The sequence below is a fragment of the Glycomyces rhizosphaerae genome (genome assembly GCF_042647865.1).
Lineage (GTDB): Bacteria > Actinomycetota > Actinomycetes > Mycobacteriales > Micromonosporaceae > Glycomyces > Glycomyces rhizosphaerae.
This window is the reverse complement of record NZ_JBHRWO010000010.1, coordinates 366,805-384,965: the sequence shown is the minus strand read 5'-3', so window position 1 is coordinate 384,965 and position 18,161 is coordinate 366,805. Positions and strand designations below refer to the sequence as shown.

General features: G+C 70.4%; 14 protein-coding genes. 5 read left to right on the top strand and 9 right to left on the bottom strand.

Annotated elements, in window-relative coordinates; translation table 11 throughout:
- The first annotated feature begins 2 nt into the window (after positions 1–2).
- A complete protein-coding gene (locus tag ACFO8M_RS11435) occupies positions 3–1,031 on the top strand; it encodes a phosphatase PAP2 family protein (RefSeq protein WP_387974864.1) in 1,029 nt (342 codons plus the stop codon).
- Here the strand turns inward: ACFO8M_RS11435 and purM are convergent.
- From purM to ACFO8M_RS11420, 3 genes are all read right to left on the bottom strand, one after another.
- The gene (purM, locus tag ACFO8M_RS11430) at positions 997–2,118 is read right to left on the bottom strand and encodes a phosphoribosylformylglycinamidine cyclo-ligase (RefSeq protein WP_387976350.1); all 1,122 of its coding nucleotides are present in this window, start codon (positions 2,116–2,118) and stop codon (positions 997–999) included. The genes ACFO8M_RS11435 and purM overlap by 35 nt on opposite strands.
- A complete protein-coding gene (purF, locus tag ACFO8M_RS11425; protein WP_387974861.1) occupies positions 2,073–3,590 on the bottom strand; it encodes an amidophosphoribosyltransferase in 1,518 nt (505 codons plus the stop codon). Before purF ends, purM begins: the two co-directional genes overlap by 46 nt.
- A gap of 377 nt (positions 3,591–3,967) precedes the next feature.
- The gene (locus ACFO8M_RS11420; RefSeq protein WP_387974859.1) at positions 3,968–5,965 is read right to left on the bottom strand and encodes a carboxypeptidase regulatory-like domain-containing protein; all 1,998 of its coding nucleotides are present in this window, start codon (positions 5,963–5,965) and stop codon (positions 3,968–3,970) included.
- 358 nt (positions 5,966–6,323) lie between these two features.
- Between ACFO8M_RS11420 and ACFO8M_RS11415 the strand changes: the two genes are divergently transcribed.
- Positions 6,324–6,686, top strand: a complete 363-nt coding sequence (locus ACFO8M_RS11415; RefSeq protein WP_387974856.1) for a sterol carrier family protein — start codon at positions 6,324–6,326, stop codon at positions 6,684–6,686.
- 146 nt (positions 6,687–6,832) lie between these two features.
- On the opposite strand, the gene purL is transcribed toward ACFO8M_RS11415, so the two are convergent.
- The 4 genes from purL to purB form a co-directional block, all read right to left on the bottom strand.
- Positions 6,833–9,109, bottom strand: a complete 2,277-nt coding sequence (purL, locus tag ACFO8M_RS11410; protein WP_387974853.1) for a phosphoribosylformylglycinamidine synthase subunit PurL — start codon at positions 9,107–9,109, stop codon at positions 6,833–6,835.
- Complete coding sequence (gene purQ / locus ACFO8M_RS11405; protein WP_387974850.1) at positions 9,106–9,804, bottom strand: phosphoribosylformylglycinamidine synthase subunit PurQ; 699 nt, start codon at positions 9,802–9,804, stop codon at positions 9,106–9,108. The genes purL and purQ overlap by 4 nt, the downstream gene beginning before the upstream one ends.
- Entirely contained in the window at positions 9,801–10,061 is a 261-nt protein-coding gene (gene purS / locus ACFO8M_RS11400) for a phosphoribosylformylglycinamidine synthase subunit PurS (RefSeq protein ID WP_387974847.1), read from the bottom strand. The genes purQ and purS overlap by 4 nt, the downstream gene beginning before the upstream one ends.
- A gap of 107 nt (positions 10,062–10,168) precedes the next feature.
- The gene (purB, locus tag ACFO8M_RS11395; RefSeq protein ID WP_387974844.1) at positions 10,169–11,587 is read right to left on the bottom strand and encodes an adenylosuccinate lyase; all 1,419 of its coding nucleotides are present in this window, start codon (positions 11,585–11,587) and stop codon (positions 10,169–10,171) included.
- 380 nt (positions 11,588–11,967) lie between these two features.
- Between purB and purD the strand changes: the two genes are divergently transcribed.
- The gene (gene purD, locus ACFO8M_RS11390; protein WP_387974842.1) at positions 11,968–13,188 is read left to right on the top strand and encodes a phosphoribosylamine--glycine ligase; all 1,221 of its coding nucleotides are present in this window, start codon (positions 11,968–11,970) and stop codon (positions 13,186–13,188) included.
- Between the two features lie 85 nt (positions 13,189–13,273).
- Complete coding sequence (locus ACFO8M_RS11385) at positions 13,274–14,248, top strand: phage baseplate protein (RefSeq protein ID WP_387974839.1); 975 nt, start codon at positions 13,274–13,276, stop codon at positions 14,246–14,248.
- A 20-nt stretch (positions 14,249–14,268) separates the two neighbouring features.
- Here ACFO8M_RS11385 and ACFO8M_RS11380 read toward each other — a convergent pair whose 3' ends face one another.
- On the bottom strand, positions 14,269–15,483 hold the full coding sequence (locus ACFO8M_RS11380; protein ID WP_387974837.1) for an arginine deiminase: 1,215 nt from the start codon (positions 15,481–15,483) through the stop codon (positions 14,269–14,271).
- A gap of 91 nt (positions 15,484–15,574) precedes the next feature.
- On the opposite strand from ACFO8M_RS11380, the gene ACFO8M_RS11375 reads away from it, so the two are divergent.
- Positions 15,575–16,036: a hypothetical protein gene (locus tag ACFO8M_RS11375; protein WP_387974834.1), complete on the top strand. Its 462-nt coding sequence runs from the start codon at positions 15,575–15,577 to the stop codon at positions 16,034–16,036.
- 11 nt (positions 16,037–16,047) lie between these two features.
- Here the strand turns inward: ACFO8M_RS11375 and ACFO8M_RS11370 are convergent, their stop codons facing one another.
- Positions 16,048–17,991: a hypothetical protein gene (locus ACFO8M_RS11370; protein WP_387974831.1), complete on the bottom strand. Its 1,944-nt coding sequence runs from the start codon at positions 17,989–17,991 to the stop codon at positions 16,048–16,050.
- Positions 17,992–18,161 lie beyond the last annotated feature (170 nt).

Below are 18,161 nucleotides of genomic sequence, written 5' to 3'. Positions count from 1 at the left end.
GTGTGACCGTCCGTGACGACGCGTTCGTCGGACAGATCATCACGCCGCTGCGCCGCTACATCCCGGTGGGCTGGTTCGACTGGGAGCCGTACGGGAAGCGGCCCAAGAGCTGGTGGCCCGACCTCTTCATGTTCCTGGGGTTCCTCGCGCTCGCGTTCCTCGTGAGCTACCCGTCGTGGCTCGTGCGCCTCGACGTGGAGGTGCGCCTGTGGGCCGTGGACGCGAACGACCTCGAATGGCTGACGGCACTCGCCAAGGGCGGGGCCGAGTTCGGCCAGGCGCGCACGGTCGCGACGGTCACGCTGCTCATCGCGATCTGGTGCGCGCTGCGGTCGCGGTCGATCCGGCCGCTGCTGATGTACGTGATCTCGTTCATCACCCTGGCCAGCATCCTCGGTCTGAAGCACCTGCTGGGCCGGCCGCTCTCGCAGCACCCGTTCAAACTCCTCGGGGTCTCGCCCGACGGGCCGATGCTCTTCACGTACCACGCCGAGGGCGGCGGCAACATCGTCGACGCGACCGCGTTCCCCTCAGGGCACGCGGTGAACTCGATCCTGCTGTTCGGCCTCATCGTGATGCTGATCGGCCACGTCATCCCCGCGTGGGCGCGCTGGGCGCTGCTGATCGCCCCGCCGGTGATCGTCTTCACGTCGCAGGTGTACCTCGGTCAGCACTGGCTCTCGGACGAGCCCGCCGGGTTCCTGTTGGGCCTCATCATCATCCGCAGCGCCAAGCGGGTGCCGTGGCACACGATCCCGCTCGGGCCGCTGTCGGTGTTCGACCCGGCCACGAGGCGCACGATCCTGATCTCGGTGCTGCTCATCCTGGGCGTCATGCTCACGCCGACGCTGCACCTGGTCCCGGCGCTCATCGCGGCCGCCGTGCTGCCGACGCTCGGCCTGATCTGGCTGTGGCTCAGCACGAAGGCGAAGCAGCACCGGGAGGCGGCCGAAGCCGAGGCCGCGGGTCAGGGTCCCGACGGGGACCCTGAGATCCCTAGCCAGCCGTCAGATAGTCACCCGAGAGCTTGACGCGGCCGTCGCCCTCGGTCACCTCGCCGATGGTCCAGGCCTCGACGTGGCGCGCGGTGAGCACGGCCAGCGAGCGGTCCACCTGGTCGGGGGCGACGATGGCGACCATGCCGACGCCCATGTTGAAGGTCCGCTCCATCTCCTCGGCGCCGATGCCGCCGGTGCGCTGCACGAAGTCGAAGACGGGGTTGGGCGTCCAGGTGCCGCGGTCGACCTCGATCTGGAGGCCTTCGGGCACGGACCGTACGAGGTTCCCGGCGAGCCCGCCGCCGGTGATGTGCGCGAAGGCGTGCACGTCGCACTCCTTGGCGAGCTCGAGGCAGTCCTTGGCGTAGATGTGGGTCGGGGTCATCAGCTCTTCGCCGAGGGTCCGCTGGTTGCCGAACTCGGGGACGACGGTGCTGAGGTCGACCTTGCCGACGTTGAACAGGGCCTCGCGCACGAGCGAGAAGCCGTTGGAGTGGACGCCGGAGGCGCGCATGGCGATCGCGACGTCGCCGGGCTTGACCCGCTCGGGGCCGAGCAGCTGGTCGGCCTCGACGACGCCGACGCCGGTGGCGGAGATGTCGTAGTCGTCGGGCTTCATGACGCCGGGGTGCTCGGCGATCTCGCCGCCGATGAGCGCGCAGCCCGCGTAGCGGCAGCCGTCCGCGATGCCCGCGCCGATGTCGGCGATCTTCTCCGGCACGACCTGGCCGGTGGCGATGTAGTCGAGGAGGAACAGCGGCTCGGCGCCGCAGACGACGAGGTCGTCGACGACCATCGCGACGAGGTCGATGCCGACCGTGTCGTGGATGTCGAGCTTCTGCGCGATGACGAGCTTGGTGCCCACGCCGTCGGTGGAGGAGGCCAGCAGCGGCTTCTTGTACTTCTCGGTGTCGAGCGCGAACAGCCCGGCGAAACCGCCGATGCCGCCCACGACCTCGGGCCGGACGGTCTTCTTGATCGAGGGCTTGAGCGCCTCGACGGCCCGGTCGCCGGCGTCGATGTCGACGCCCGCGGACTGGTAGGAGATGGTCCTCGGAGTGGTGGTGCCGCTGCTCACGCTGTGGTCCCTTCCCGCACTTGCGTGCTCGCTTCGGTCGATCGCTGGGCGCCCGGCGTCGCTGCCTCCGGCGCTTCCATGAGGTGCTTGCCGATGAGGTCGGAAGCGGGGAGTTCGATGGGGTACTGGCCGTCGAAGCAGGCCATGCAGAGGCGGGACGCGGGCTGCTCGGTGGCGCGGACCAGGCCCTCGATCGAGACGTAGCCGAGCGAGTCGGCCCCGATCTGGGCGCGGATGCCGTCGGTGTCGAGCGATCCGGCGATGAGCTCGGCGCGGGTGGCGAAGTCGATGCCGTAGAAGCACGGCCACTTCACCGGCGGCGAGGAGATCCGGATGTGGACCTCGACCGCGCCGGCCTCGCGCAGCATCCGCACGAGCGCGCGCTGAGTGTTGCCGCGCACGATCGAGTCGTCGACGATGACCAGGCGCTTGCCCTTGATCTGGTCGACGAGCGGGTTGAGCTTGAGACGGATGCCCAACTGCCGCAAGGACTGCGAGGGCTGGATGAAGGTGCGGCCCACGTACTGGTTCTTGGTGAAGCCCTGGCCGTACGGGATGCCGGACTCTTCGGCGTAGCCGATCGCGGCCGGGATGCCCGATTCGGGGACGCCGATCACGAGGTCGGCCTCGACCGGGTACTCGCGGGCGAGGGTGCGGCCGACCTCGACGCGGGTGGCGTAGACGTTGCGTCCGGCCAGCTTCGTGTCGGGGCGGGCGAGGTAGACGTACTCGAAGAGGCAGCCCTTGGGCTCGGGGTTCGCGAAGCGGGTGGAGCGCAGGCCGTGCTCGTCGATGGTGAGCAGCTCGCCGGGCTCGACCTCGCGCACGAAGTGGGCGCCGATCGTGTCGAGCGCGGCGGTCTCGCTGGCGACGGCCCAGCCGGAGGCGAGGCGGCCGAGGACGAGCGGGTGCACGCCCTGCGGGTCGCGGGCGGCGTAGAGCGTGTTCTCGTCCATGAAGACGAGGCAGAACGCGCCGCGCAGCTTGGGGAGGACGCGCTCGGCGGCGGAGGACACCGACTCGTCGGGGTGGGCCGCGAGGAGCGCGGTGATGAGGTGCGTGTCCGACGTGGTGGTGCCCATGTCGATGCCCAGGCGGTCGACCTCTTTCACGAGGTCGGCGGTGTTCACCAGGTTCCCGTTGTGGGCCAAGGCGATCGCGGTGCCCGTGGAGGTGGACCGGATCGTCGGCTGGGAGTTCTCCCAGGTGGGGGCGCCGGTGGTGGAGTAGCGGGCGTGGCCGATGGCCAGGTGCCCCTGGAGCGGGGCGAGCGTGGACTCGTCGAAGACCTGGGCGACGAGGCCGAGGTCCTTGTAGACGACGGTGCGCGCGCCGTCGGAGACGGCGATGCCCGCGGCTTCCTGGCCGCGGTGCTGCAGCGCGTACAGCCCGAAGTAGGTGAGTTTCGAGACCTCTTCCCCGGGGGCCCAGATGCCGACGACGCCGCAGGCGTCACGGGGGCCGGGATTGTCGGGATCGAGTTCCGTGGTGAGTCGACCGTCACCTCGGGCCACTGCAACTCCTCGGTTGGTGGATATTCGGCGGAATCGCCACCCTCAGTCTATCGGACCAGCGGGAAGTCGCCACCGTCCAGCGACGGCGGGTGTGTGCCGCGCCCCTCACAAGAGCGCAGCTCGCAAGCTCGCCAACAGCGCAGTCGAGGGGAAACTCACCGCATAACGGCAGAGGCGGGCCGGATTCACCCGCGAGTGAGAGCGGTGCCGGGTGGGGTCGCCATCGCGAAAATGTCGTACCCCGATGCCACCCTTGTCGTTGGGGGCGTTCGATTCGCTGAGCGTCTTCGGCGTCCCCTCCGCCAGACCCCTCGAAAGGAAACGCCGTGACGGGATCACCCGTCACGGCGTTTCACATACTGCTGCTTGCGTATCGGCTACCAGGAGCGGGGGCGGTCGTCCCACTCGCCCCAGTTGCGGCGGTCCGTGCGCTTGGAGTCCGGGTCGTCGCCCTCGCCCTCGCGGTTCGGCTCGCCACCGTACGGCGCGGCCGGGGGCTGGGACTGGTCGCCGTACTGCGGCATCGCCCGGGTCGCCCCGTACTCGCCTGAGCCGCTGGCACCTGCGGGCGGCGCGGGCTGCTCCTGCGGCGCGTACGGGTCGCGACGCATCGACTGGCTTTGATACGGATCGCTGCTCGGCGGTGCGCTTCGCGGCGCGCTCGGGGGCGCGCTGTGCGAACCGTGCGCACCGAAGCTCTGCTGGCCGCCCTGGGCGCCGTGGCTCTGCGAGCCCGGGCCGTACTGCGGCGCGCTCGGCGATCCCTGCGGACCGTAACTCTGCTCGAGGGGAGCACTCGGCGCACCGTAATTCTGCTCACGCGGGGCGCTCGGCGCACCGTAGCTCTGCGGGGCGCTCGGCGCGATCCCCGGGTTCTGCGGATCGAACATCGAACCGGTCGGCCCCGCCGGCGGCGGCGTGGGCGACGGGTGCGGTCGCGTCGAACCGAGGTCGCCGTACGGGCTCACCGATGCGGCCGGAGACGGCCCCGGGTGCGGCCGAGTGGCGCTCGGGTCGGAGTAAGGGCTCGGCGGCGCGGACGGGGCCGCGTGCGGACGCGTCGAACCCAAGTCGCCGTAAGGACTCGACGGAGCCGCCTGCGGCTTCGCGCCGAGGTTCGCCTGCGGCATGATCTGCGTGGCGTCGGAAGCGCCGGGGCCGCCCGGCTGCTTGACGACCGGCAGGATCGTGGTCCCGTCCGGACCCAGGCTCGGACCAGTGGGGCCCGCGCCGAAGCCGCCCTGCGGCATGACCTGCGTCGAGTCCGACGCGCCGCCGTAAGCGGGCCCGAACTGGGTCGGCGCGGCAGGATTCCCGGCGCCGTCGACGAGGCCGCCGGGATGGATCATCGTCGGCGCTTCGGCTCCCGGGCCGGGAGCGGCCTGGTACACGCCGGGCGTCCCGACCTGGGCCGCGGTCGGCTGGTGGTCCGGCGGGACGTCGGGGGCGAAGCTCTCGTCGTCGTCATCGTCCTTGTCCTTGCCGCCGCGCAGCAGGAACACGATGCCGACGATGCCGCCGACCACGAGCAGCGCACCGATGACGATGAGGAAGATCAAGGTGCCGGACATGCCGCCACTGTCCTTCTTCTCGGTCTCGGCCGCTTCCGCGCTGGTGGGCGGGGCGCTGGTGGGCGCCGCGCTCGACGGCTCCTCTTCCTGGACCTTCGTGATCGTGATGTTCCGCGTGATGGAACCGCTGCCCTCGCCGGCCTCGAACTCCTCGGTCTTCTCCTCGAAGCCCTCCGCGGTGACGACGATCGTCATCTCGCCGGGCGCGATCGGGTTGGAGTTGTCGCCGGTGAACGAGTACGCGCCGTCGTCGCCGGTGGTCGTGTCGCGCTCGTTGCCCTCGCCGTCGGTGAGGACGACCTTCGCTTCCTTGACCGGATCGGCGTTCGAGGTGACCGCGCCGCTGATCTCGGAGATCGTCGAGGTGGTGGCCGTGCCGACCACGTTGAGGCCGCTCGACTGGCTCTGCGAGTTGAAATCGACCTTGAAGTTCCCCGAGGCCTGATCGCCCTCCGGGAGGTCGGACTCGGACACCGTCGCCACCGTGAACGAGACGGTGCGCTGCCCGCCGGGCTCGACCTGCGGACAGGTGACCTTGTCGGCGTCGTCGCGGGTGCACAGGCCGGCGCCGCCGTCGTTGTCGATCGCGCTGACGTAGTCGTTGAGGCCTTCGACCTTCGCCTTGATCGAGATGTCCTTGGGCTCGACGGGGTTGTTGTTCATCACCGTGAACGAGATGACCGTGGCCTGACCGCCGACGCTCACCGGGTTCGGATTGAACGATCCGTTGAACCACCCGGCGACGTCCTGCGCGACCGCCGCCTGCGGGAACGCCAGGACACCGAGCAGTACACCGCCCGCCACCGCGAGGCCGGCCAGCCTTGCGCGCAGGCCACCCCCTCGCCCGCGCCGGGACCGCAGGACGTTAGTCTGGGTCCCGCTCGGTTCGGCAGCTACGGTCATCTACATCCCCTCCTGGGCATGTGTCGTCCAGCGCTCACTCGCAGCGATCCGCCACGGGCAGGCACGACGAACCCACGGAAGCGGGCCGTCGTCGCCACTATGCCTGGTCTCATTTCGATCACGGGACCGGGGTGGAGGCACTGCGCCATGCTTGAAACGCTCGGTTGTCCGAGTGCTCGGTCAAGTCCTCGGTAGTAAAAGCACTGCCGTTCGGCGACGTGCCGTAACGGGCAGTCTAACGTGGTTCGGAGGTTCTCCCGTGGACGCTGTGGTCGATGCCATTGCCGCGTTCGACGACGACGAAGCCCCCGACCGGGAGACGCTGAAAGTCGCCGTTCGCGCGCTCCTGAAGGCCCTTGCGGAAAAAGCCCCTGGTCACACGGTAGAAGTCCGCGTGCCCCCGTACGGCGCGGTGCAATGCGTCGAAGGCCCGCGCCACCGCCGCGGCACGCCGCCGAACGTCATCGAATGTCAGCCGCTCGTGTTCCTCGCCCTCGCCACCGGCCGCACCACCTGGCAGGAAGCGCTCGCGAGCCACCAGGTCTCGGCCTCCGGCCAACGCGCCGACCTCAGCGAGCAACTGCCGCTCACCACGCCGACCGGCGAACTGATCGAGGAATAGCGGCTCCGCTTCAGCTCCCCTTCAGGTTCGTCCCCGTAGCTTTGCAACCGGGGACCCTTAGCCAGAGGTACATCGGGCTTTTGGCGTGCGCCGAAAGCGAACCGCCCCGGAACCGAAGTCCCGGGGCGGTCCTTATATATAGAGCCTTACTCGCCCAGCTGGGCGCCGATGCGGCCCTTCCAGGACGCCTCGAGTTCCTCGCGACCGATGTCGAAGTGGTCCCGCAGGTGCAGGCCGTCGGTGTTCGCGTCGGTCACGCCCAACGGCGTGATCGGCAGGCTCCGCTGCTCGCACGCGCTGCGCACAGCCAGCTCCTGGCCGCGCGGGATCACCACGAGCACACGCCCGGACGACTCCGAGAACAGGTACGTGAACGGGTCCGCGCCCTCGGGCAGGAGGATCTGCGCGCCGAGCCCGGAGTGGCAGATCGCCTCCACGAGCGCCTGCGAAAGCCCGCCCTCGGACAGGTCGTGCGCGGCGGCGAGCTGCTCGGTCTCGGCCAGTCGCGAGAGCAGCTCGGCGAGCTTCATCTCGTGGTCGAGGTCGACCTTCGGCGGGAGCCCGCCGAGGTGCCCGTGCATCACGTTGGCCCATTCGGAGCCCGAGAGCTCCTCTTCGGTGGTGCCGATCAACGCGATCGTGTCGCCGGTCTTGCCCAGCCCCAGCGGGATACGGCGGGCCACGTCGTCGATCACGCCGAGCACGCCGATGACGGGCGTCGGGTGGATCGCGTCGCGGCCGGTCTGGTTGTAGAACGAGACGTTGCCGCCGGTGACCGGGATGCCGAGCTTCTGGCAGCCGTCCGCGATGCCGGTGACGGCCCGCTCGAACTGCCACATGACGTGCGGGTCCTCCGGCGAACCGAAGTTGAGGCAGTCGGAGACGGCGATCGGGGTCGCGCCGGTGACGGCGACGTTCCGGTACGCCTCGGCGAGCGACAGCTGCGCGCCGACGTACGGGTCGAGCCGCGCGAAGCGGCCGTTGCCGTCCAGCGAGATCGCGATGCCGACGCCGGTGCGCTCGTCGAGACGCACGACGCCCGCGTCGTGCGGGGTGCCGAGCACCGTGTTGCCGAACACCGAGGAGTCGTACTGCTCGGTGATCCACGACTTGTCGCACAGGTTCGGGCTGGCGGCCATGTCGAGGACGGTCTGGCGGATCTCCTCGTCGGTCGTCGGACGCGGCAGCGTCTCGGCCCGGTCGACGGCGATGAGCCCCAGGTCGTTCGGCTCGGCGATGGGCCGGTTGTAGACCGGGCCCTCGTCGGCGAGCGACTTCGGCGGGACGTCCACGACGGTCTGGCCGTGGAAGTCGATCACCAGGCGGCCGGAGTCGGTGACGGTGCCGATCTCGGTGGCCAGCAGGCCCCAACGGCGCGAGCGCGCCAGGACTTCCTCGGCCTTGGCCGGGTCGACGATGAGGAGCATCCGCTCCTGCGACTCCGAGGCGAGGATGTCGTGCGGCTCCATGCCCTTGGCGCGCAGCGGGACCAGTTCGAGGTCGACGTGCATGCCGCCGTCGCCGGCGGCCGCGGTCTCGGACAGGGCGCAGGTGAGCCCGGCGCCGCCGAGGTCCTGCACGCCCACGACGAGGCCGGCGTCGAACAGCTCGAGGCAGACCTCGATGAGCAGCTTCTCGGTGAACGGGTCGCCGACCTGCACGCTCGGGCGGGCGTCGCCTTCACCGCTCTCGGAGAAGGTGGCGCTGGCGAGGACGGAGACGCCGCCGATGCCGTCGCGGCCGGTCTTGGCGCCCATGAGGATCACGGTGTTGCCGACGCCGCTGGCCTGCATGGACTGGAGGCGCGAGCGCGGCATGACGCCGACGCTGAGCGCGTTGACCAGCGGGTTCCCCTGGTAGCACGGGTCGAAGTAGGTTTCGCCGCCGATGTTGGGGAGCCCGACGCAGTTGCCGTAGTGGCCGATGCCGTCGACCACGCCCGGAAGCACCCGGGCGGTGTCGGGGTGGTCGATGGCGCCGAAGCGGAGCGAGTCCATGACCGCGATCGGGCGGGCGCCCATGGCGATGATGTCGCGGATGATGCCGCCCACGCCGGTGGCCGCGCCCTGCTTGGGCTCGACGTACGACGGGTGGTTGTGCGACTCGACCTTGAAGGTGACGGCGATGTTCTCGTCGATGGCGACGACGCCGGCGTTCTCCCCGATCCCGGCCAGGAGGCGCGGGGTCTTGGGGTTCTTCTCGCCGAACTGGCGCAGGTGCACGCGGCTCGACTTGTACGAGCAGTGCTCGGACCACATGATCGAGTACATGGCGAGCTCGGACTGGGTGGGACGGCGCCCGAGGATCTCGCGGATCCGCTGGTACTCGTCGTCCTTGAGGCCCAGTTCGGCCCACGGCTGTTTCTCGTCGGGGGTCGCGTCGGCGACCCCTACCGTGTCGACGGCGACGTTGAGTTGGCTCATCGGTTGGCTCCACTGGTGTCGACGGCCCCGGTGAGGTGGGCCAGGACGGAGGCGACGATGCCGAGACCGTCGTTCGACGGGCCGGTCAGCTCGTCGACGGCGTGCTCGGGGTGGGGCATGAGGCCCACGACGTTCCCGCCCTCGTTGGTGACCCCGGCGATGTCGCGCATCGAGCCGTTCGGGTTGTCGAGGTACCGGAAGACGACGCGGCCGCCGGCCTCGAGCTCGTCGAGGACGGCCTCGTCGGCGACGTAGCGCCCCTCGCCGTGCTTGGCGGGGAAGACCACTTCGCTGCCCGGCTGGTACAGGCGGGTCCAGGCGGTCCGCTCGGTCTCGACGCGCAGGCGCGCCGGGCGGTTGCGGTAGCGCAGGTGGGCGTTGCGCACCAGTGCTCCCGGGAGCAGGTGCGATTCGCACAGCACCTGGAAGCCGTTGCACACCCCGAGGACGGGCATCCCCTGGGCAGCGGCGGCCTTGACGGTGTCCATCACCTGCGAGAAGCGGGCGATGGCGCCGCAGCGGAGGGCGTCGCCGTAGGAGAAGCCCCCGGGCAGGAACACGGCGTCGACGCCCGCGAGGGCGGCGTCGTCGTGCCACAGCCCCACCGGCTCGGCTCCGGCCAGGCGCACCGCGCGGGCGGCGTCCCGGTCGTCGAGCGAGCCGGGGAAGGTCACGATCCCGATCCGCGCGGTCATGCGCCCTCGACCGCGCCGGACTCGATCGAGAGCGTGAAGTTCTCGATGACCGGGTTGGCCAGGAGCTGGTCGGCGATCACTCGCGACTGCTCCTCGACGTTCTGGGCGTTCTCGTCGAACTCGATCTCGACGCGCTTGCCGATCCGCACCGACGCGACGTCGTTGACGCCGAGACGGGGCAGCGCCCCGAGGACGGCCTCGCCCTGGGGGTCGAGGATTTCGGATTTCAGCATCACGTCGACCACTACACGGGCCACGGGCGCACTCCTGTCGGTCACATGGACGGGACAACAGTGCAAGCATATTCACGGGCCCTGACCAGGGCCAGCACCGCGCTATGAGTACGGTGCCAGGTCACAGCAAGTCATAGGATGTTTCCGGGCCGGTAGGCCGCGGCCTCGGGGTGCGCTTTCGCCGCTCGCGCCACTCTTTCGGCGACACGGTCCACCTGATCGCCTGCGGCGCCGATGAATTCACCCGTATTCGCTACGAGGGCGTCAAGGCCGGCCCGGTCGAGGGGCAGGCGCGGGTCGGCGGCGAGGCGGTCGAACAGGTCGTTCTCCCGCTGGCCTTCTTCGCGCATGGCGCGGGCAACGGCGACGGCGTGCTCCTTGATGGCCTCGTGCGCGTCTTCGCGGCCGCCGCCCTGCTTGACGGCCGCCATGAGCACCTTTGTGGAGGTCAGGAAGGGCAGGTAGCGGTCGAGTTCGGTGCCGATGACGGCCGGGTAGGCCCCGAAGTTGTCGAGAATCGTGAGGAATGTCTCATACAGACCGTCGACGGCGTAGAAGAGGTCGGGGAGCGCGACGCGGCGGACCACCGAGCAGGAGACGTCCCCTTCGTTCCACTGGTCGCCGGCGAGTTCGCCGAGCATCGCGGCGTACCCGCGCACGACCACGGCGAGGCCGTTCACGCGCTCGGAGGAGCGGGTGTTCATCTTGTGCGGCATGGCGGAAGAGCCGACCTGGCCGGGCATGAAGCCCTCGGTGGCGAGCTCGGCCCCGGCCATGAGGCGGATGGTGATCGCGGCGGAGGAGGGACCGGCGACGGCCTGGACGAGCGCGGAGCCCACCTCGTAGTCGAGCGAGCGCGGGTAGACCTGGCCGACGGAGTCCATGACGCGCTCGAAGCCCAGGTGGGCGGCGACGCGGGTCTCGAGGTCGGCGAGTTTCGCGGTGTCGCCGTCGAAGAGGTCGAGCATGTCCTGGGCGGTGCCGACCGGGCCTTTGATGCCGCGCAGCGGGTAGCGGGCCAGGAGGTCTTCGATGCGGTCGAGGGCGGCGAGGAGTTCCTCGGCCCAGGTCGCGAAGCGCTTCCCGAGGGTGGTGGCCTGGGCGGGCACGTTGTGGCTGCGTCCGGCCATGACGAGGTCGCGGTGCTGCTCGGCGCGGGCGGCGAGCCGCACGAGGGCGGCCACGAGGCGGTCGCGGACGAGTTCGAGCGACTGGCGGACCTGCATCTGCTCGACGTTCTCGGTGAGGTCGCGGCTGGTCATGCCCTTGTGGATGTGCTGGTGGCCGGCGAGGTCGGAGAACTCCTCGATGCGGGCCTTCACGTCGTGCTTGGTGACGCGCTCGCGGTCGGCGATGGAGGCGAGGTTCACGATGTCGAGGACGCGCTCGTAGTCGGCGATCACGCCGTCGGGGACCGTCACTCCCAGGTCGTGCTGGGCCTTGAGCACGGCCAGCCACAGGCGCCGCTCGGCCTTGATCTTGCCGACGGGGTCCCAGATGTCGCGCATCGGGGCGGAGGCATAACGCTCGGCGAGCACATTCGCAGTCACGCGGCCATCATGACATTCGGCACGCGTGCGCGAGCAGGGTCGGTCGCCGACCGTGACCTGGGCGGCGGCGCGGGTTCGGCGATCGGGGCGCGCTGCTGGCATTCTCCCCGCTACCCGCCCTAGTAAGGGTGGGTCACTGTCAGACCATCCCAAACCCCCACCCACCCAGGGGACCGTGCCTCCCACGATGCCGCTCGGGTACGACGAGAACCGGAGTCCGCGGCGCCCGTGTCACCCGAAAGGGGTCCCCGAGTGGCGGCCTCCGGGACGCGGCGCCGATCGCCCGGGGAGCCGGTTCGCGGGCGCGCGGCGGTCCCGAGTTGCGGGAACCACTCGGCGTGGCGGTTAACCAGCACGTATCCGCCACGTAAACTAGGGGCGTGCGAGTACTCCTGATCGGCTCCGGCGGCCGCGAGCACGCCCTTGCGGCGTCGCTGGCCGAGGACGAATCCGTCACCAAGCTCATCTGCGCCCCGGGCAACCCCGGCATGGCCGCCCTCGGCGACTGCGTGCCGGTGAACCAGACCGACCCGGCCGCCGTGGCCTCCCTGGCGGTGACCTCCGCGGCCGACCTCGTGATCGTCGGCCCCGAGGCGCCGCTGGTCGCGGGCGTCGCCGACGCGGTGCGCGCCAAGGGCATCCCGGTCTACGGCCCGAGCGGCGAAGCCGCCCTCATCGAGGGCTCGAAGGCCTTCGCGAAGGAGGTCATGGCCGCCGCGGGCGTCCCGACCGCCGCCGCGCGCGTCTGCAAGACCCGCGAAGAGGCCGAGGCCGCGCTCGACGAGTTCGGCGCCCCGTACGTCGTCAAGGACGACGGCCTCGCCGCCGGCAAGGGCGTCGTCGTCACCGACGACCGCGCGCAGGCCCTCGCACACGCCATGGACTGCGACCGCGTCGTCATCGAGGAGTACCTCGACGGCCCCGAGGTCTCCCTGTTCGTCGTGAGCGACGGCAAGCACGCGAAGGCGCTGCTGCCCGCCCAGGACTTCAAGCGCATCGGCGACGGCGGGACCGGCCCGAACACCGGCGGCATGGGCGCGTACACACCGCTGCCGTGGGCACCGGACGACCTCGTCGCCGAGATCATGGAGCGCGTCGCCGAACCGACCCTGGCCGAGCTGGCCGGGCGCGGCAAGCCGTTCGTCGGCACCCTGTACTGCGGCCTGGCCCTGACCTCCAAGGGCCTCAAGGTCGTCGAGTTCAACGCCCGCTTCGGCGACCCGGAGATCCAGGCGATCCTCGCCCTGCTGGAGACCCCGCTCGGCGGGCTGCTCTACGCGGCGGCGACCGGCAAGCTCGAATCGTTCGGCCACCTGTGGTGGCGCGAAGGCGCGGCCGTGTGCGTCGTCGTCTCCAACGAGGGCTACCCGGGCGACACCGTGACCGGCCGCCCGCTGTACGGCGCCGACGAGGCCGGGATCTTCCACGCCGGCACCGCGCTCGACACCTCGGGCCAGCTCATCGCCACCGGCGGTCGCGTCCTCAACTGCGTCGGCATCGGCGGCTCCATCGCCCAAGCCCGCCAAGAGGCCTACGCCCTCGCCGAAGGCGTCAAACTCGAAGGCGGCTACTTCCGCAAGGACATCGCCGCCAACATCTAGACCGATCGCCGTTCGCCCCGATGCAACCCGCATCGGGGCGAACGGCGTATAAGCGCCAGAACACCCGATTCCGGTTGAAAGGCGCATGTACGTGGCTCGCATCCCCGGCGCCTCCCGCATGAAACGACGGCACCTCCTCGGAGGCGGCGCCGCGGCCGCCCTGGCCGTGGGCGGCGGCCTGCTGTGGAGCCCCTTCGCCGGGGCCGCCACCCCCGACGGGCGCTTCGCGCTCGACGCGGACGCGCAGAAGTTCCTGCGCGAGAAGGCCCTCCACCACACGACGGTGCTCCAGTCGTTCGCGTTCGACAACACCAACAAGCACCTCTACGTCCTGCAGCTCATCGGCGAAGAGCAGGACGGCGACCTGGTCCTCACCAAGCTCGACCACGCCGGCGCCAAGCGGGGGCACATGCGGCTCAACGGATTCGGGCACGGCGTGGCGATGGGCGTCGAGCCGGCCGGGTCGGCCCCCTGGATCTGGACCGAGGCCGACGCCAACCCCGACTCCGGCTACGGCCGCGGCGTCACGCGCTTCAAGTTCACCGACGGCAAGACCCTCACCTCCGGTTCCTCGCCGGTCTTCAAGCCGGTGCCGGGCTCGACGAGCAACACCCCGAGCATCGACGCGCTGAACAACCGGATCGCGATCCGCTACCGCAAGGACGACACCGTCGCATACAAGATCTTCAAGCTCTCCGACTTCACGAACCAGACCTACACGGCGCAGCACACGTTCGAGCAGACCGGCATCCAATCCGGGGAGACCTTCCAGGGCTGGTGCCTCCACGGCGACTGCGTCTACCAGCTCACCGGCACCAGCTACACGGCCGAGACCGGCGCGAACCCGCCCTCGAAGAAGGGCAACGCCCACGTGTCGAGCATCGACGTCACCACCGGAGAGCTCAAGGAGCGCAAGCGCACCGAAGCCGCCTACTCGCTCGGCTTCCGCGAACCCGAAGGCCTCGCGGTGCAGCTCACCTCACCCCCGCGACTCCACATGGGATTCGCGTCGGGGACGAGGGGCGCCCGGAAGTTCTCCCTCTACTACAAGGCCCAGTAAGCGGGCCAAAGGCGCACGCCTCAGACGCCGTCCCTGGTCGAAGGACAGGACATGCACCTCGGGCCGCCTCGGCCCGAGCCGAGTTCGGAACCCGGGATCGTGAGCACCTTGATGCCCGCGCGTTCGAGGCGGGCGTTCGTGACCGTGTTGCGCTCGTAGGCGACCGCCACGCCGGGCGCGAGGGCGAGGGTGTTGTTCCCGTCGTCCCACTGCTCGCGTTCGGCCGTCACCACATCACGTTCCCCGGTGTGGATGATCTCGATGCGCTCGACACCGATCGCCTCGGCCGCCGCGTCCAGGAACCGCCTGGGGCCCTTGATGTCAAGGCTCGCGCCGCCGTCGGCGCTCGTGAGCGTGTACGCCTCCAGACGCTGCTCCGCCGGGGCGTACATGACCATCCGGTCGCGATCGACCATCGTGCAGACAGTGTCCAGGTGCATCGTCGCCCGCCGCTGCGCGATCGGCACGACCAGCACCGTGTGGATCCGGCCGTGCTCGAAGGCCTTGCGCGCCAACCGCTCAGCACCGGCCGGAGTGGTCCGCTCGCCGACGCCCACCGCGAGCACGCCCGGCGCGAGCGCCAGCACGTCGCCGCCCTCGAGGTGCTCCAGCGACGGGTCGTACAGCTTCGGCACCGCCGCGAACCGCGGATGGTGGTGGTAGATGATCCCCGTCAACGTGGTCTCGCGCCGACGCGCCGGCATCGCCAGGCTCGTCACGGCCACCGCATCGCCGATCCACACCGAGGAGTCCCGCGTGAACATCATGTTCGGCAGCGGGTCGATCACGAACTCCGTGGCCCGCATCATCTTGTGCCGCAGACTCAGCGAGGAACCGAACTCCTCCTTGGTCAGACCCTCCACGAGGACCGCCGCGAGCCGCTCCGGCTCCAGGTCCGCCAGATAGGCCGCGAGCTCGCGCCCGAGCGTCTGCCCCAGACGCGGATCGGCCGTCACCGAGACGCTCACCGCCGCGCGCGCCTCCGGCAGCACCAGGCACTCGGCGAGCAGCGAGCCCACGTACAGGACCTCGACCCCGTGCTCCAGCAGCGTGCCGGCGAACCGGTCGTGCTCGGCCTGCGCGCGCTCCACCCACGGGATCCCGTCGAACAGCAGCGCACCGGTATTGCGGGGCGTCAAGCGGCGCAGTTCACCGCCGGGCCGATGGAGCATGACACTGCGCAGGCGCCCCACCTCGGAGTCGACACCGAAAGCGGGCGCGTCATTGGCACTCATGATCTGAGGGTAGACGCGCGGGGGACGAAGATCAACTTTTCTCTGTTAACGTGGACAGACTGAGCGTAACGCCTACCCCCGGGACGCCCAATTGACGCAACTCGAACTGGTCATCCCGCTCCGCGCCACCGCGCCCGGACCCGATGGCAGGAGGCTGGATCCGGCGCTGGCCACCTGGCGCACCGCCGTCACCGCCAGCGCCGACGCCTGCATGCTGCTCGCAGCCGATACGCGGATCGTCGCGATCTCCCGCGCCGCAAGGCAAGTGCTCGGCTTCGGCCCCGAGGTGGAGCTCACGGCGCCGCGTTTCCTCGACGCGGGCATCCGCTTCCTCGACTTCACCGCCGGCGCCCATCCGCTCGTCGACTCCGAGTTGGCTCGGCTCGCTCCCGTGCAGACGCTTCAGACCGACTCGCTCGAGCGCAGCCTCATGCGGATCGAGCACCGCGGCGTGCACCGGACCTTCGACGTGACGGCCTCGCCGCTGCACGCGCCGCCGCGTCTGGACGCGGTGGGGTCCTTGACGTTCCTGACGCCCATGGGTCCCGCTTGACCGCGTCCCGGTCACGGGTTCAGGTCGTAGACCACCGCGGTGTCGGTGCGTTCGACGTCCACGCCGTACGGGTCGCCGCCGGTCTCCATGCCGGCCCATTCGCTGCCGGGCAGCCAGTCCGGGACCACCACGACGGTCTCGATCCCCGCGTCTCGCAGGGCCGCGATGGACTCGTCGCTCGGGAAGGACTTGGACATCTCACGGATGCCCGTCGTTTCGGTCGGGGTGAACGCCGCGCTGCCGTTGGCCATGTCGACGAAGCCGTCGACGGTCCAGAACTGCACGCGCGTGTCGCGGCCGTCGGAGGGCAGGAACAGGACCGGTCCGTCCAGTTCGGATACGGCGACGGGGGCGGCGGGCGGCTCGTGGTTCGGTGCGGACGACATGCCTTCCGCGAGGACCAGCGCCATGGGCAGGAACAGCAGCGCGTGCACGCGCCGTGGCGCGCGCACTTTCAAGCGCCGGTCGATGCGGGCCTCGTGCGCCAGTTCGTCGGCGCCGTCCGCGATGCGCGTCAGCGTCCCGGCGGCGAGGATCGCCAGGAGGATCGTGATGTAGAGGACCATGCGTCCTGGAGTGCGGACCGCGTCGAAGCCGGGCGCGTAGTCGTACAGCAGCCGCCATGCCCACGCGCCGTCGTCGAGGAACCTCGGGCCCATGGCGAGTGCGGTGGTGACGCCGATCCCGAGGGCCAGCCAGAACCGCTGCCAGCCGCTCCACACCGACCACGACAGGCCGGCGAGCGCGAGCGCGAGCAGCGTGAAGCCGACGAGCAGCGTCTGCTCGGGGGGCCAGGTGAGGTCGACGCGAGCGGCCTCGTGCGCCGCGCCCCACAGCCGTGACTCTTCGGGCGCGATGATGAAGCTCTGCCAGGTGGGGCTGAACCACTCGACGTAGCCGTAGTCGCGCACCGTCTCGGGGTAGGCCGTCGCCACGGCCGCGTGCCGGTCGGCGATCCACAGGACGCCGAGGCTGAAGACGACGCCGCCCAGGCCGTCGGCGGCGAGGGTCTTCCATTTCAGCGGCGGGCGTTTGACGAGCCAGAAGCAGCCGACGACGACCGCGATCGCCAGCATGATGTACACGAACGTGAGGCCGAGCGCGACGCCGATGCTGAACTGCCACAGCGCGACCAGCCATCCGGCCAGGGCCCAGCCGGGGCGTTGGCGCTCGGGCCGGAGGCCGCCGCGCATGGAGTAGCCGTGGCCGCGCGCGAGCATGGCCAGGGCCAGGACGATCGCGCCGGAGGAGAGCACGTTGAGGTGCCCGAGGTGCGCGAGTTTCCAAGGGGCGTAGGCGAAGGCCGCGGCGCCGACGGCCGATCCGGCGACGCGTGCGCCGAGTTGGCGCAGGAGGGCGTACATGCCGAGGAAGGCGAGTCCGAACGTGCCGATGAAGAGAAGGTTGTAGACGACGAGCGCGCTGGTGGCGTCGGTGACGGCGAGCGCGAGTGGGGCGTAGCCGAGGAGGGTGTCGGTGAACAGGAACGAGTCGGTGGCGGGCCAGAAGCTGTTGGTGCCCCAGATCCCGCCGGGGTCGTTTCGCAGGGCGTCGCCGAGCCAGCCGAGCGTGTAGGCCTGGAGCAGGGGGTCGCCGAGGTCGTGGGGGATGACGTGGTCGAGGTCGCGGGCGAGGGGCCAGGTCATGGCGACGGCGAGGAGGAGGCTGAAGAGCCCGGCGAGGGTCCATTCGCTGCGGGCGGCGCGGCGCAGGCCGCGGCCGAGGGCGCGCAGGCGGCCGGGCCGCGGCGGCTCGGGCGCGGGGTCGCTGACGGCGAAGCGCTGCCAGCGTTCGTGGTCTTTGATGTTGCTGTCGCCGGTGCCGGTCTTCGGTGCCTGGTCCGGGGCGATCGGGCCCGTGGGCGCGGGGGCCCCGGGTTCGCGCGCTTCGCCGGATTCGGATTCGGGCTTGGTGGTCGCCATGGGGTTCTCGCGGTCCTCGCTCGGTGCTGTCACGCACATCCTACGGACGGGTGCGCCGCCCGATACGCGCGCATGAGGACGCATCGGACGCCCGGTCCGGGATTCGCCGCGGACGGGGCCGTCACCTTTCCCGAGTTGGCTCGTTGAACGGGGTTGAGACCTGATACCCGCTGATGATCGGGTCGTCATCCGGACAAAGACGC

Excerpts from the sequence above, each read along its gene's own strand:
- purL (WP_387974853.1), bottom strand. The coding sequence starts at position 9,109 with ATGAGCCAACTCAACGTCGCCGTCGACACGGTAGGGGTCGCCGACGCG.
- purQ (WP_387974850.1), bottom strand. The coding sequence starts at position 9,804 with ATGACCGCGCGGATCGGGATCGTGACCTTCCCCGGCTCGCTCGACGAC.
- ACFO8M_RS11385 (WP_387974839.1), top strand. The coding sequence starts at position 13,274 with ATGTACGTGGCTCGCATCCCCGGCGCCTCCCGCATGAAACGACGGCAC.
- ACFO8M_RS11380 (WP_387974837.1), bottom strand. The coding sequence starts at position 15,483 with ATGAGTGCCAATGACGCGCCCGCTTTCGGTGTCGACTCCGAGGTGGGG.